Source organism: Bacillus sp. RE35, assembly GCF_052146655.1.
GTDB lineage: Bacteria > Bacillota > Bacilli > Bacillales > Bacillaceae_G > Bacillus_A > Bacillus_A cereus.
This window is the reverse complement of the sequence record NZ_CP197377.1, coordinates 2,803,134-2,817,251: the sequence shown is the minus strand read 5'-3', so window position 1 is coordinate 2,817,251 and position 14,118 is coordinate 2,803,134. Positions and strand designations below refer to the sequence as shown.

The window sequence follows — 14,118 nt, the reverse complement described above, 5'->3', positions numbered from 1 at the left end:
TCCCCTATATTGGCAAAAAAGTGTAGGTGTTTTCTATGTCTAAGCCGTAAAAGAGAAACACCGCCTAGGCCCCACCTAGGTGTATACCTTTTTTGTCTCAATTATATAACCATCTCATACTCTATTATAATAATTAATAGACTAAAATATCTAGTGTTATCTGATAATTTTAAACTATTTAACGTTTTATTCGCTAAAAATCTTATTTAACAAGCTCTTTTAAGGTGATAAATAGAAAAAAATTACAGTTTGAAATTATCTCGAAAAAGCTTACGTATCCTTAAGTGACTAAATCGAGTACCTTTTTATAGGATTATTCTTTCTATAATGGTAAGATTATTCTGAAAAATAAAAAGGAGGGACTCTAATGTGCACAAAAGAACAAATTTCAAACTTATTTCGAAACTTTTCAATAAAGGAATGTAAAGGGTCAAGTGATTTATATGAATATTTATCAATGAAAATTGCTGAAGATGAGGAAGTACTTACACTATCGTCCTATGCTCAGGTAGGTCAACCAGTCCCAAACTTACTATTAGGTGCAGTACATTATTTATTGCTAGCAGGGAAAGAACATCATTTAAAAACGTATTATAGTAGTTTAGTTGAAAATGCTGATACAAATTTAGATAAAGCTTTTAATCATTTTAAAGATTTCTGTAAAGAGTACCGAGAAGAAATCATTACTTTGTTACAAACGAAACTCGTTCAAACAAATGAAGTAAGACGGTGCGCATACTTATACCCAAGTTTCTGCTACATATTTAACAAAGTGAAGAAGCCGTTAGCGTTAATTGAAATTGGGACAAGTTCTGGGTTGCAACTGTTCTGGGACCAATATAGTTATTCGTACGGGACGGATGAAATGTACGGAAATATAAATTCAAATGTGCATGTAACTTCTGAAATAAGAGGGACGAATGTGCCGCATTTTCTAAAAGAAAGCCCATCTGTCGTAGAAAGAATTGGACTGGACTTACATGTGAATGATTTACATAATAAGGAAGATTATTTATGGTTACGTGCTTTAATTTGGCCAGAACATAAAGAAAGGCTTGAGATGTTTGATCAAGCTGCATCTTTAGTGAAAAATGAATCTGTCCAATTAATAGAAGGAGACGGTGTAGAGCTATTATCATCTATTATTGAACAAATAAGTGAAGAAGCTGTTATTTGTATTTTCCATACACATGTTGCAAATCAAATACCAGAACAAGTAAAACATAAGTTAGAAAAACAAATACAAGAAATTGGAGCAAAACGTGATGTATTCCACCTGTATAACAACATGTGGGATCGTGACCTTCATATTGATTATTATATTAACGGAAACGAATATCGTGAAACGGTTGGAGAAACAGAAGGGCATGGGAGATGGTTTAGCTGGAAGATTGGAAATGAGACGCTTATTTAGATTAATAGGGGCGCCCTCACTTGTAAAAGATGGGTCCATAGGCTCAAGCATTGACTAAATGGTTAAGGAATAAATGTATTAGTAACATACGAAAAATGCTTCGGAGAAATCCTAAGCATTTTTTGAATTACATTTAAACCCCATAATGGATCATGTACTTCTGTTCTGCTGCAGCTTGTACAATTTTTGAAGCTAACTCATTCAGCTCATCAGATTTTCTGAAGAACTTTGAGGATGTAACTGTTTCATAGAAAATTGCTAATGATTCAGGCGGGATAATTGTAATACCACAATAAGCTAAACCGTATTTCTGATTTTTGACTGTATGGAAGTAGGTTTTCATAATTGATAAATTTTGATTTAAACTACTGATAATATCATCATCAACAGATATACAATGATATTTCTCTGGTGTATAATCTTCGTAATTTTTTTGAGAAGTAAAATCGTCAATTATTCCAAAATCATGGACACATGCCATCATTATCATCCTTTCAACTTTAATAAAGTGAGTTCTATTAAAGTAAAATCGTCATTTTGTTTACGTATAATAGAAATGATTATGTAGTTCATTAGTATAGTACTTCATAAAACATCTTCGTTTCTTCTTCGTGAAGACAGTTTACTTATCGGTAAACTCATCGGGAGCCCAAGTGGCGATTTCATTCCCAGGTGCAGCGACTACAAGCCATTCCTCACATAGGACACCAGCTTGCCAACATTCATAATAATCATGAAAACCATTTAAAAAAATAATTTGTCCACTCTCTAATGTAATAATTAAATGAGGGCTTTCTAAGCCAAGTTGTATATCGGTAACTTTTTGTCTTCTTATCTTACATATTCTTTCATATTCTTCTTTCTCAGAATAAACTTCAAATTCATCTTCATTTAATGGGTAGCTTTTTTGAGGTTTATTAAATAAACACCATTTGGATTCGATATTGATATATAATTGTCCGTCATAATAAACTGAGTCGTGAAAGTTTGTGAAATGAATCTTTATAGCGCCTGGAGAAATACCAAATTGTAATCCATCAACTTGTGATCCGATGAATAGATTTTTTAACACTTTTTCAGCGTGAATTTTATCCTCTGTATTCATTATTGAATTCCTCCTTTTCATAAAAATATACCTTATATTTTTATTGTAATAAATAAATTTTCATGTAAAATGAACCTTTTGTGAAAAACGAGCGAATATAGTGTGAAGGATTATGAGAGGGGAACGGAGCTTTGGATGAATTACAATTAAAAGAATGGCTATATAAACGAAAGTATGTTATCTAAAAAAGACCTTGAGAAAGTGTTACTTTCGATTGCTGAATAGATATTTAGTAAAAGAAGCAACTAATAATTATATTATGTAAACTCTTTTTGTAAAACACCCATAAAAAAATGGATGTTTTATATTTTGATATATTAGGTGGAATATATAGTTTAAAAAAGCGGAATACTTTGCGGAAAGTTAAAGACATTTTTCGCAAAGTATTCCGCTTTTACTTCCATTAATCGGTCAAAGTTGCAACTGAAGTATGCATCTGGCCAATTTTTAATGGATAGGTCAGGAGTATTAACATAGACACCTTTTGTAAATGGAAGCATTGCTAAGCGGAAGTCTTCAACCCATCGAATACTTCCACCAGCACCTTCTGGCTGTTCCCAAGTAGCGAATATTGGCATGTTTGATAGTGCTTTTCGGTAAAAGTAAGCAGTTGCCTCATTTGGCACCTCAACAACAGCACCGCCTAATCTGTGGAAAAATACGGAGGTGGTGGAAAAGGGTAAGTTAAATCGTAATTTCTATTTGATTGCCTTCTGGATCGCCTATTACACTTTCATAATAGCCATCTCCAGTAAAACGTGGTCCATTTGATAAAGGATAACCAGCATCTTTTATCACCTTTGTTAGTTCATTCACACGTTCTTCACTACCGACAGAAAAAGCCATATGAGTATAGCCGGTTATGTTTAAATTAGGCTTATTTTCAATCCCTTTTTTACGCATAAGTTCAAGTCTTGCTCCAGATTCGAACGTAATAAAATAAGATTCAAATTGTTTCGTTTTATTATGATATAAAGAGTTTGCTTTACCATTAAAGTATTTCATATAAAAATCACGCATACATTCTAAGTCATTTACCCAAATTGCAATATGTTCAATTTTCATAGGTTTCACCAATCCTATCTGTATCAATTAGGCTTCCACTGTATTAAATTTGCATTTGCATTGCAACAATTTTGCTTCGCTATTAAAGCTAGTTGTTAATTTTTGATTATGTACGTACATACAATATGTAATTAAGTGAATGACCATCATAGTAATTACAGAAAAGGGTGAATGAAGCATATGAATCAATTTGAGCAAATGATGTACGTTGGTGTCATCATGTCTATTGTACTATCCGTAATGATTTTAGGGTCCTTATATTATAATCCTCGACTTTCGTTAACTGATTATCCGAAAGATATTCAAAAAGTAGTTTTTCCAAAATCGATTCATGAAAAAAAGCAAACCATTTATTTTAATATTGTATATAATACTATTCTTTTCGGTACTCCTTTCGTTTCTACATATATACTACATAAGCATGAAAAGTTAATGTATATGGATGCCTATTTACACACTTTTGGTATTTTAATGATTTTCAATTTAGTAGATTTACTTATAATTGATTGGCTAATTTTTTGCTGGATTACTCCAAGGTTTGTTGTGATTCCTAGTACGGAAGGTATGAAAGGATATAAAGATTATAAGTTTCATTTAAGAGGGGCTATTGTCGCTACTCAAATTTTAGCAATCGTAAGTTTATTTTTGGCGGGAATTGCCACAACTATTTAGTGTGAAGAAGGGCATGGAGCTTTTATAAAAGATAAGGAGATTTATAATATATAGAATTAGAAATGAGAATTTGATAGTATTGGAGTAAGGAGTTTTAATAACAGTATATTAAACAATATTAATATACTGTTGCAAATGTTTTGATATTATGTAAAATTATACAATTTTACGGAGGCATTTGATAAAATTCAAAAAAATTTAATGGAGGCTAATATGAAAAAAGTAATTGGCGCAGCAACAGCAACTGTTTTTGGATTGGGAGCGTTTACCACAACTGCTACCGCAGAAACAATCGTAACAGCAGATGTACTTAACGTACGTGAAAAACCGACTACAGAATCAAAAGTGGTCGAAAAAGTAAAGAATGGGCAAGAGTTAAAAGTCATAAATACCGAAGATGGCTGGTCAAAAATTGAGTTGAATGGTAAAGAAGTGTTTGTAAGTTCGGAGTTTACAAAAGATGTATATCATGTAACGGCGAATTTGTTAAATGTACGTACTGAAGCAAACACAGATTCAGAAATTCTTGGCAGACTAAAAAAAGATGATGTAATTGAATCAACGCATCAAGTAAAAGACGGATGGCTGCAATTTGAGTATAAAGGAAAAACTGCTTATGCAAACGTTTCTTTCCTATCAAGTACAGCACCAACTGAAAAGAAAACCGAAGAGAAAACGAAGCAAGTAGCGAAAGTACAAAAATCAGTTAAAGAAAAGAAAGAAGTAAAGACGCAGAAAGTAGCAAAAGCGAAAGAAACAACGAAAGCACAAGAAATAGTAAAGCCTAAAGAAGAGGCAAAAGTAGTAAAAGTTAAAGAAGAACCGAAAGCGCAAGAAATAGTAAAACCTAAAGAAGAGGCAAAAGTCAAAGAAGAGGCAAAAGTCAAAGAAGAAGTAAAAGTTAAAGAAGAAGAAAAAGCGCAAGAAATAGTAAAGCCTAAAGAAGAGGCAAAAATCAAAGAAGAAGAGAAAGTGCAAGAAATAGCAAAGGCTAAAGAAGAAGAAAAAGCGCAAGAAATAGCAAAAGCTAAAGAAGAAGAGAAAGCAAGAGAAATAGTAAAAGCTAAAGAAGAAGAGAAAGCGCAAGAAATAGCAAAAGCTAAAGAAGAAGAGAAAGCAAGAGAAATAGCAAAAGTTAAAGAAGAAGAGAAAGCGCAAGAAATAGCAAAAGCTAAAGAAGAAGAGAAAGCAAGAGAAATAGCAAAAGCTAAAGAAGAAGAGAAAGCAAGAGAAATAGCAAAAGCTAAAGAAGAAGAGAAAGCAAGAGAAATAGCAAAGGCTAAAGAAGAAGAGAGAGTAAGAGAAATAGCAAAGGCTAAAGAAGAAGAAAAAGCAAGAGAAATAGCAAAAGCTAAAGAAGAAGAGAAAGCAAGAGAAATAGCAAAGGCTAAAGAAGAAGAGAGAGCGAAAGAAGTATCTAAAAACAACATACAGTCTGCTAAACGTGAATTAACGGTAGTAGCGACAGCGTATACTGCTGATCCAAGTGAAAATGGTACATATGGTGGACGCGTATTAACTGCGATGGGGCATGATTTAACGGCAAATCCGAATATGAGAATTATTGCAGTTGACCCGAAAGTAATCCCATTAGGATCTAAAGTATGGGTAGAAGGCTATGGAGAAGCGATCGCTGGTGATACTGGAAGTGCAATTAAAGGTAATCGTATTGATGTTTTAATGGGTTCAAAAAGTAAAGCTATGAATTGGGGAAGACAAACTGTTAAAGTGAAAATTTTATAGTAACTATAATGATCCAAATAGAAGTCAGTTCTCTTTATTGAGGCTGGCTTTTATTTTTTTAGTAGAAGGATAATAGGATTTTTAAAGGGCTTATTACTAAACCTGTAACAAAACATAAAAATTGTATGATGTTTAGAAAATAAAACTATTAAGAATGAGATAAGGAAGTAGAGAAGAGAAGAGTAGAGTAGTATGTTGAAAACGAAGGATTAACGTATAATGAAATGTATAAATTGGATCAAATTGTTTACTAAACACTTTCAATCATAATAGTGTAATTAAGTTCAAAGGATAGGTGTATTTCATGAAAGAAGTAAGAGAATATATTGAAACAAAGAAACAAGGTGTATTAGAGTTGCAAATAAAAGAAACTGAAGAAAAGTTAGGTGCTGCTTTCCCAAATCAATATAGGGATCTTATTAAATTAGTTAATAATGCTGAAATAGGGGAATGGATACTATATCCGATTAAAGATAATAGAAATGTAACGAAAACTTGGGATGATATAGTTAGACAAAATGTTGACATGAGAGATGAGTATATGCCAGAAAACCTTATCATAATTGGTGACGATGGTTCAGGGGATAAATTGTGCTTTAAAATAAATAATGGAAAAATGGATGATAAAATATATATTTGGTATCACGCGGATGACGAAATGGAAGAAATATCTCCGAGTTTAAAAGAATTTATTATGGAAACTATTCAGGAAGACGATGTTTTTTAGTCTTAATTATTATCATTTTGTGAATCATTCTTATAAAAGGCGAGGATAGAATATGACAATAGAATTATATGGCGCACATTGTAATGAGCGGAAAGGGTATAGAGTAATTGAAGGAAGAGGTTCATATAATCATTACTTTGGCGGTCAAGATTGTAATTTGCCAGTATGTAAGTTATGCGGTGAGAAGATGCATCAAATTCTCTGTTTTGATTTAAAAGATGGGAGACTTGCTGAACTTTAAAGTAATGAACTAAATATTTTACCATTCGTTTCATGCTTGAACTGTGCGATGGTGTGGGAACCGCAATATTTTCAGTTAAGTGATGGAGGTAAAACAGTTCAAATCATAAAGCAGCAAAATACAGAAGAATGGATAATGGAAGAGGAAGATAAGTTACCAGTTTCATTACCAAAAACAACGGTAAAGCTTATAAATATGAAAAATGAAGATATACCTACAGATGAAGATAGTTACTGGGAAGCTTTTGACTTGTTCGGTTCTGAATATGTATGTAGATTATTAGGGGCACCATTATATGCGGATCTTCCAGAGCATTTGGCGTGTCCAACTTGTTCTAAAGAGATGAAGTATGTTGCTACAATTACACAAGATATCGAGGAACGTGAACTTATTTCAGTAGTTGATTTCCAGTTTGGGGAAATGAATATATACTATTATTTATGTAAAGATTGTTCAATTATAAAAACGGAAACACAAAGTACATAACAAGACTAACATATTATATTAGTCTTGTTTTTGTATCGCAACATCATTAAGAATCGCATCAAATATATCTTTTTGCGTAAAGTTATCTGTAAAAATAGTTTCTCTGGCAACCTCAATTGTATCGTGCGGATTATACCATTTTTGGAGGGAATCTTCACCAAATTCATATCGTTTGTCCCTTGTGTTATGTCGTCTAATAGTTTCCTCTAATGATAAATCAAAGTAATATGCAAATGCATTTTCATCAAAATAACGAATTAATTCTTTTAACATCTCACCATACCTATGACTGTTCAATATACCTTCTAAAATAACAAATTCACATTTTCCTTTTCCGTACTTCGTAATTTCAAATAGTAAATCATGTGATAAATTACCCATTGTGTCGTGTACTCTAAGCATATCTCTACGTACAACATCCTGTGATACTAAAAGTGTTCCTTGTCCGAAATGTTCTTGTAGTTGTTTTGCAATCGTTGTTTTACCACTTGCGGAGTTTCCTCTAAGAATGATTAAAGTGGATGTAAGTATAGGATTAGACATAATGTATTTCCCCCCAACAGCATTAATTATATAGAAAATTTTAACAAATAAAGTGAGGAAAGTGTATAATTAATATGATGGATATTTAAGGAGGGGGTAAGATGGGAGATATATTAAAAAATGCACAACCTATATGGAAACGGACTTGGTTTCGTTATCTAGGGGCATTTTTTATTGTTCAGTTACTGTTTACCCCGCATTAAAGGGCAGTAAGACCCCCACCTCAAAATTCAGCGAAAGCGAAGAAGTTAGGTGGGGGGATCAACTGCCCGTAAAAGCCCGATTGGTTCAACTAATAATCAGTGGGGGATGAACAAAACCCCCACTGATTAAAGTTTCACTTTATTTTGTGTGAAATCACTGCGTGGGCGCCAAACTTTAGGCCAGGCGGAGAGTTTTTTAATAGAATATTAAATTCTCAATTTTTCACTGAATGGTTCACACTCTATACAATCCCGCAACTTAACGTATTTACAGCATTTTTTGCGATTACATTACTACCATATGCATTAGTAGGTGCAATGAAAGATGTAACAGCAAGAAAAAATATAAAGAAATAATAGAGGTATAATATGCTTTTTCAAAAAGAAGGTTTATTGATTAGATACGTAATGGAAGATGATGCATCTATCATTTCTAAATGGTTAACGGACCCAGCAGTCCTGCGGTATTACGAAGGACGAGATAATCCGCAATCTGTAGAAAAGGTGCTTGATCATTTTATACATAGTCCAAACAGTAATGAAAAAAGATGTTTAATAGAATTTGATACCATTCCGATTGGTTACATACAAATGTACCCAGTGGATTCAGAGTGGAAAGCGTTATATGGCTATAAAGAATCACAAAATGTATGGGGTATGGACCAATTTATCGGTGAACCAGCCTATTGGGGAAAGGGAATTGGAACAAAACTCGTTCAGGCAGCAATTACATATATTATGGGTGAAATGGGAGCAGAAGCAATTGCAATGGATCCGAAAGTAAATAATGAACGAGCAATAAAGTGTTATGAAAAAAGTGGATTTAAAAAAGTAAAGATTTTAAAGGAACATGAGTTGCATGAGGGGAAATTAGAAGATTGTTGGATGATGGAATATAAACAATAATAATGGCTTATACAAATAAAGGGGGATGTGTGAAATGAAAAAAGCATTAATCGTAATTGATGTGCAAGCGGGAATGTATACAGCTGGAATGCCAGTACATAATGGGGGGAAGTTTTTACAAACATTGCAAGAGCTTATTAGGGAATGTCGTTCAAATGATATTCCAGTTATTTATATCCAACATAACGGTCCTAAAGACCATCCGTTAGAAAAAGGTACGGATGGATGGCGAATCCATGCGGCCATCGCTCCGCAAGAAGGAGATAATATAGTTGAAAAGACGACTCCAGATTCATTCCATAATACAAACTTAAGCGAAGTGTTACAAGAGAAAGGAATTGAACACGTTATTCTTTCGGGAATGCAAACAGAGTATTGTGTAGATACGACAACGCGCAGAGCATGTAGTGAAGGGTATAAAGTAACGTTAGTGAGTGATGCGCATAGTACATTTAATACAGAAGTGTTACGTGCTGAAGATATTGTGAAACATCATAACGCAGTATTGGGAGCGTTTGCGGATGTTGTTGCAGTAAAAGACTTAAAAGTGGCTGCCTCTAAATAAGAGGCAGTTTTTATTAGAAAAAATAGCGTCAAATATTGTTAGTAAGTCGGTATTTTGAAATAATCACTTATATAATTTCACGTACCATAATGAAAAAATACAAAAAAGGAGCACCACATAATTAAAAAGGGCGCTCCTGCATTAAAACGTTACTTTTTCTTATCTTTATCCAATATATTTTGTTCTTCAGCAAACTCTGTACCATATGCAAAGCGGCGATTAATACGAATGTTATCATTGTTGTGCCTTGTATGAGAGTTAGAGAAGCGATGAACGATTACTTCAGATAAAGTGAAGACGATGGCAGAAAGGATACTGCCCCATGCAATTTGCATATAGTTGTCTAATAAAATATTACCGAAAATCCATACGCTTAAATATGTTAATAAGAAATCCGACATAATGGCACCAGTATTGCCAATTCGATTTAAAATAATTTTATCAACGAACATGTAGGATACGATTGTAACAAAGAGACTGAATGAAATAATTTGAACAAACGTTGCAGGGAAAAATAAAGCAAGCCCAATGCTAAATGCGATAATGCACGATATAAACTTGATAAGCACTACTGTGAAATCATTCAAAATTTACACCTCCGATTTATACATAGTTTTTCAATAAATTCTGGAGTTCATACATTGTAACGGATTTATTTACATAAAACTTTTTCATGTTCGGAATTTAGTCTAAATATTATAAAAACAATGAAAAAATGTTATAGTAAAATGAGAGTGTATGACATTTTTAGGTAAGGGGGAATCCAAGATGTGGATTACTTCAGAAGTAGAAATTCCAGATGAGTTAATTGATCACCTTGAGCAAGGAAAGTTAGTATTATTTGTTGGAGCGGGAGTTTCTATGAAAGGGAAATCAAACTTACCGAATTTTGATGATTTAGTTGATGAAATTGCAAAAACGTTATATGTCGAAAAACGTGAAATAACAGAGCCACATGATTATTATCTTGGCAAAATTGCGAAAACAAAAGATGTACATCAAGTCGCAAGAGATCTCGTTCATATAGAGAAATCAAAACCGAATCCATTGCATTATGCAATTCCAAGGTTATTTCCTTTAGATACAGATATCCGCATTGTAACAACAAATTTTGATCAACATTTTACAACTGCAATTAAAGAAATAAATAGAGATATCAATGTTTATTACGCTCCAGCTTTACCGACTGGGAGAGCTTTTAAAGGTCTTGCTTACATACATGGTAATGTAGAACAAGAGAAAGAGGCTTTAATTTTAACAGATGGTGATTTTGGAAGGGCTTACTTAACGGAAGGGTGGGCGAGAAGGTTTTTAGTTGATCTATTCTCAAATTACACCGTTTTATTCGTTGGATATAGTCATAATGACCCAGTAATGAAATATTTAGCAACTGGTTTACCACCAAGTACAAGACGATTTGCTTTTGTCGCACAAGGAGAAAATACATACCACTGGGAACATTTGGGGATAAGACCAATTGTGTATCCGAATAAGGTGAATAATCATCAATCCCTTGTAAAAGCGGTAAAACGCTGGGCTGAATTAATGGGTGATAATTATATTACGAAAAGAATGCGTATTCGGGATATTGTAACGGTTCCCCCGTCAGTAGAACAGGAACAATTATCATACATAAAGCAATCGATTAAAAAAATTGAAACAGTACGTTACTTTGTGGAATTTGCTCATGATTATGAATGGGTCGAATGGTTAGAAGCAGAAGGTAAATTACAAAATTTGTTTATGCTTACGCCAAACTATAATGAAGTAGATGAATTACTTGCAGAATGGTTAGTGGAACAATTTCTTTTTAGTCATCAGAAAGAATTATTTCAATTAATTTATAAAAACTATTCTAAAATATCACCGTTATTATGGAGAACAATTTGTAACTACTTAAACGAAACGAAGAGTAAGATGGACCCGTTGTTGTTTGCAAGGTGGACACTCCTTTTATTAGAAACAGCTGAAAAAGATAGTAGCTCTATAGAAAAGATTTCTAAGTTACTGCAAAAATGTTCTTTTCCTGAGCATAAAGAAATTGCCTTATTGTTACTAACTTTTATTTTAGACGGAAAACTGAAGTTGAAACGTGTAAGAAAATGGGGAAATGATACGCAAGAATCAATAGAACTCGAGGAATCGAGTCGCTTACCAGTATCTACATTTTCTCATGTGGAGCAAATTTGGAACGAAAAGATGAGGCCATATATCGCTTATTATGCTGTTCCAATTATGATGATTGGATTAGAAAAATTGAGAATGTTGTCGTTAAGACAAACGGCACTGAAAAAAAGAAATAAGGAAAATGTAGTGAAAGAGTTTCATCAAAATGATCTTGCATTTTTAATACGAATTGTAAAAGAGTGTCTAACTTATTTATGCGAAAACAATGAGAAAAAAGCGGATTATTATATTACAGAAATGATAGAAGCAAATAGCGTACTTCAAAAGCGAATTGCAATTGATGCGATGAATAAAAATATTTTTGTTCGTGTAGATGACAAAATGAAATGGTTGTTACATGAAGGACTTCTTTTAGATTTCACTTATAAACACGAAGTTTTTCAACTTTTAAAAAGGCATTATGCACATTGTTTAGAAAAAACAAAAGAAGAAGTCACTCGAACTGTAATAAAGCATCTTACAGAAGAGCGGGTATTTGATGCATGTCTCGTATTAGACTTATTATTCAAGTGTGATTCGAATAGCCCATCTACGGCAAATGGGTATGAGTTAATGAAGCAAAAGCATCCTCATTTTCATTCTGAACGATACAGTGTACAAAAGAAAGAGGATACAGCAGAAAGCATTACTTGTAATGTAACTGCTGACGGATTATTGCAGCTGAAAGATGTTGAAATTATGAAGCAAGTTCAGCAATTTTCGCAAGATGGTGTTTTTGAACAACGCCATTTTTTAGAGATGTTATCAAAAGCATGTAAATTAAACACAGAGTGGAGTATTTCATTTGCATACCAATTAGTAGGAGTGCAAGAAATAAGTAATGAATTATGGTTTGTTTGTATTAGAGAATGGCGAAATAATCGAGGATTGACGAATGAGCAAATCCAAAAAATTATTCCGCTATTGCAGAAATTTGTTAGAAATACTGCTTTTCATTGGTTAATTAGTAGTTTTCTATATGAAATTAGTAATCGACTAGAAGAATTAGAAGAGAATAGTATACGTGTTGTAAAACGATTTGCATTTTCAGTGTTTCCTCAAGTTATGAAGAGTGATACAGACTTTAAGCTTGGGAAACAAGATTTTTATAATGAATCAATTCAGCATCCAGTTGGAAAAATGACGGCTGTATTATTAAAGTTGTTATCATATGATCATTTATACGATCGTAATGTATATGAATATTTATTTTTATTTGAAGAACAAGTAAGAGTTAATTCGGAACGAACAAACTTTATGTTTGCTCGTTTAATAGCAGATATTACATTCCTATATCATATTGAAAAACAATGGTGCCGAAAATATTTGTTACCATACTTAGATTTAAAAAAACAAAATGAGATTACGGAATATGCATGGGCCGGCTTATGTTACACGCAAATAAATCTACCTTTATTTACAGAAATGAAGCGATTTATTAAGTATGCGATAGAACATTTGGAAGTATTACATCCGCATACGAGAGAAGCTTTCTTGAAGTGGCTTAGCTTTGTATTTATTAAATGTGTACTATATTGGGATCAAAAAACAGATTGGTTATACCCGTTACTCATACTAGAAAATGAAGAAAATAAAATTAAGTTTATGCAGTTTTTATGCTATTACGTCAAAACATTAAGTGTAAAAGAACAACAAAAATTTTGGACAGCTTGGCTCAGTGTATTTTTGCGAGAACGACCAAAAATGGGTGAGATAACTGCAAGAGAATATGTAATGCTTTTACGTATTATTTTATACATGGATGAAATATTAGAAAAAGGATTATGTATTATGTCTCGTGCATTTTCAAGTGTACATGGTAAATGTGCAGGTGAGGAAATGAAGCAGTTATTGATTGAAATGCTTCATAAAAAAGAAAGTATGAAAGCGCATAAAGAAATATTTGCAAATGTGTTTTTTATTTTACTACAAACATGTCACGAAGCCGTTTTATTTGAAAAAGAAATCATAAAAATAAAAGAATTATTAGTTCAGTATGAAGTAGAGGAATATGTTTTACATTTACTAGAAAATGAAATAATTCGCATAGGAATTGTAATGGGTGATTTACAAAAAGAATTATAGGACGAAAGTGGAATTTTAAAAAATATATAAAAAGTTGTTGACAGTGTTTTGAAAAGCGTTCTATAATACGAATCATACTTATTCAATTTCAAAAACATTTGAATAAACAAAGTGCAATGAAGAGATCACAGTAGTGGTTAGTCTTACTGTAACAGAGAGCTGGTGGTTGGTGTGAACCAGTACAGGGATAATCATGA

The 14,118-nt window shown here is 32.8% G+C and carries 14 protein-coding genes, 2 pseudogenes and 1 other annotated feature (1 of these 17 cut by a window edge); of the genes and pseudogenes, 10 read left to right on the top strand and 6 right to left on the bottom strand.

Features of this window, described 5'->3' with window-relative positions; genetic code table 11:
• Positions 1-367 precede the first annotated feature (367 nt).
• Positions 368-1,414 (top strand): DUF2332 domain-containing protein, encoded by a 1,047-nt coding sequence (locus tag ACTL4X_RS14635; RefSeq protein ID WP_000337441.1) that lies wholly within the window; start codon positions 368-370, stop codon positions 1,412-1,414.
• Between the two features lie 133 nt (positions 1,415-1,547).
• Here ACTL4X_RS14635 and ACTL4X_RS14630 read toward each other — a convergent pair whose 3' ends face one another.
• The 4 genes from ACTL4X_RS14630 to ACTL4X_RS14615 all read right to left on the bottom strand — a co-directional run bounded on the left by ACTL4X_RS14630 (position 1,548) and on the right by ACTL4X_RS14615 (position 3,584).
• The gene (locus ACTL4X_RS14630) at positions 1,548-1,898 is read right to left on the bottom strand and encodes a hypothetical protein (protein ID WP_001999997.1); all 351 of its coding nucleotides are present in this window, start codon (positions 1,896-1,898) and stop codon (positions 1,548-1,550) included.
• 138 nt (positions 1,899-2,036) lie between these two features.
• On the bottom strand, positions 2,037-2,519 hold the full coding sequence (locus ACTL4X_RS14625) for a hypothetical protein (RefSeq protein WP_001090915.1): 483 nt from the start codon (positions 2,517-2,519) through the stop codon (positions 2,037-2,039).
• Positions 2,520-2,854: 335 nt separating this feature from the next.
• Positions 2,855-3,145: a BBE domain-containing protein gene (locus ACTL4X_RS14620; RefSeq protein ID WP_002041349.1), complete on the bottom strand. Its 291-nt coding sequence runs from the start codon at positions 3,143-3,145 to the stop codon at positions 2,855-2,857.
• Positions 3,146-3,203: 58 nt separating this feature from the next.
• On the bottom strand, positions 3,204-3,584 hold the full coding sequence (locus ACTL4X_RS14615; protein ID WP_000687536.1) for a VOC family protein: 381 nt from the start codon (positions 3,582-3,584) through the stop codon (positions 3,204-3,206).
• Between the two features lie 180 nt (positions 3,585-3,764).
• Here ACTL4X_RS14615 and ACTL4X_RS14610 point away from each other — a divergent pair, with 180 nt between their 5' ends.
• The 4 genes and pseudogenes from ACTL4X_RS14610 to ACTL4X_RS14595 all read left to right on the top strand — a co-directional run bounded on the left by ACTL4X_RS14610 (position 3,765) and on the right by ACTL4X_RS14595 (position 7,453).
• On the top strand, positions 3,765-4,256 hold the full coding sequence (locus tag ACTL4X_RS14610) for a hypothetical protein (RefSeq protein WP_001071244.1): 492 nt from the start codon (positions 3,765-3,767) through the stop codon (positions 4,254-4,256).
• Between the two features lie 213 nt (positions 4,257-4,469).
• Positions 4,470-5,999 (top strand): cell wall-binding protein EntB, encoded by a 1,530-nt coding sequence (entB, locus tag ACTL4X_RS14605; protein WP_441394913.1) that lies wholly within the window; start codon positions 4,470-4,472, stop codon positions 5,997-5,999.
• 304 nt (positions 6,000-6,303) lie between these two features.
• Positions 6,304-6,726: an SMI1/KNR4 family protein gene (locus tag ACTL4X_RS14600; RefSeq protein WP_000665937.1), complete on the top strand. Its 423-nt coding sequence runs from the start codon at positions 6,304-6,306 to the stop codon at positions 6,724-6,726.
• 52 nt (positions 6,727-6,778) lie between these two features.
• Positions 6,779-7,453: pseudogene (locus ACTL4X_RS14595) on the top strand (hypothetical protein).
• An 18-nt stretch (positions 7,454-7,471) separates the two neighbouring features.
• Here the strand turns inward: ACTL4X_RS14595 and ACTL4X_RS14590 are convergent.
• On the bottom strand, positions 7,472-7,996 hold the full coding sequence (locus tag ACTL4X_RS14590) for a kinase (protein WP_000070148.1): 525 nt from the start codon (positions 7,994-7,996) through the stop codon (positions 7,472-7,474).
• A 101-nt stretch (positions 7,997-8,097) separates the two neighbouring features.
• Here ACTL4X_RS14590 and ACTL4X_RS14585 point away from each other — a divergent pair, with 101 nt between their 5' ends.
• The 4 genes and pseudogenes from ACTL4X_RS14585 (at position 8,098) to ACTL4X_RS14570 (ending at position 9,670) form a co-directional block, all read left to right on the top strand.
• A complete protein-coding gene (locus ACTL4X_RS14585) occupies positions 8,098-8,199 on the top strand; it encodes a YfzA family protein (protein ID WP_000502345.1) in 102 nt (33 codons plus the stop codon).
• 138 nt (positions 8,200-8,337) lie between these two features.
• Positions 8,338-8,556 (top strand): annotated as a pseudogene (locus ACTL4X_RS14580) (YfzA family protein); the annotation flags it as partial.
• Between the two features lie 12 nt (positions 8,557-8,568).
• On the top strand, positions 8,569-9,105 hold the full coding sequence (locus tag ACTL4X_RS14575) for a GNAT family N-acetyltransferase (protein WP_000898772.1): 537 nt from the start codon (positions 8,569-8,571) through the stop codon (positions 9,103-9,105).
• A gap of 34 nt (positions 9,106-9,139) precedes the next feature.
• Complete coding sequence (locus ACTL4X_RS14570) at positions 9,140-9,670, top strand: cysteine hydrolase family protein (protein ID WP_000709539.1); 531 nt, start codon at positions 9,140-9,142, stop codon at positions 9,668-9,670.
• 149 nt (positions 9,671-9,819) lie between these two features.
• On the opposite strand, the gene ACTL4X_RS14565 is transcribed toward ACTL4X_RS14570, so the two are convergent.
• Positions 9,820-10,257: a YndM family protein gene (locus ACTL4X_RS14565; RefSeq protein WP_000997702.1), complete on the bottom strand. Its 438-nt coding sequence runs from the start codon at positions 10,255-10,257 to the stop codon at positions 9,820-9,822.
• 181 nt (positions 10,258-10,438) lie between these two features.
• Between ACTL4X_RS14565 and ACTL4X_RS14560 the strand changes: the two genes are divergently transcribed.
• Entirely contained in the window at positions 10,439-13,921 is a 3,483-nt protein-coding gene (locus ACTL4X_RS14560; protein ID WP_441394912.1) for a DUF4020 domain-containing protein, read from the top strand.
• Positions 13,922-14,028: 107 nt separating this feature from the next.
• Positions 14,029-14,118: a binding site (T-box leader), on the top strand; it runs 146 nt beyond the window's last position.

Coding starts and splice junctions, on each gene's coding strand:
- ACTL4X_RS14635 (WP_000337441.1), top strand. CDS start 368: ATGTGCACAAAAGAACAAATTTCAAACTTATTTCGAAACTTTTCAATA.
- ACTL4X_RS14630 (WP_001999997.1), bottom strand. CDS start 1,898: ATGATGGCATGTGTCCATGATTTTGGAATAATTGACGATTTTACTTCT.
- ACTL4X_RS14625 (WP_001090915.1), bottom strand. CDS start 2,519: ATGAATACAGAGGATAAAATTCACGCTGAAAAAGTGTTAAAAAATCTA.
- ACTL4X_RS14615 (WP_000687536.1), bottom strand. CDS start 3,584: ATGAAAATTGAACATATTGCAATTTGGGTAAATGACTTAGAATGTATG.
- ACTL4X_RS14610 (WP_001071244.1), top strand. CDS start 3,765: ATGAATCAATTTGAGCAAATGATGTACGTTGGTGTCATCATGTCTATT.
- entB (WP_441394913.1), top strand. CDS start 4,470: ATGAAAAAAGTAATTGGCGCAGCAACAGCAACTGTTTTTGGATTGGGA.
- ACTL4X_RS14600 (WP_000665937.1), top strand. CDS start 6,304: ATGAAAGAAGTAAGAGAATATATTGAAACAAAGAAACAAGGTGTATTA.
- ACTL4X_RS14590 (WP_000070148.1), bottom strand. CDS start 7,996: ATGTCTAATCCTATACTTACATCCACTTTAATCATTCTTAGAGGAAAC.
- ACTL4X_RS14585 (WP_000502345.1), top strand. CDS start 8,098: ATGGGAGATATATTAAAAAATGCACAACCTATATGGAAACGGACTTGG.
- ACTL4X_RS14575 (WP_000898772.1), top strand. CDS start 8,569: ATGCTTTTTCAAAAAGAAGGTTTATTGATTAGATACGTAATGGAAGAT.
- ACTL4X_RS14570 (WP_000709539.1), top strand. CDS start 9,140: ATGAAAAAAGCATTAATCGTAATTGATGTGCAAGCGGGAATGTATACA.
- ACTL4X_RS14560 (WP_441394912.1), top strand. CDS start 10,439: ATGTGGATTACTTCAGAAGTAGAAATTCCAGATGAGTTAATTGATCAC.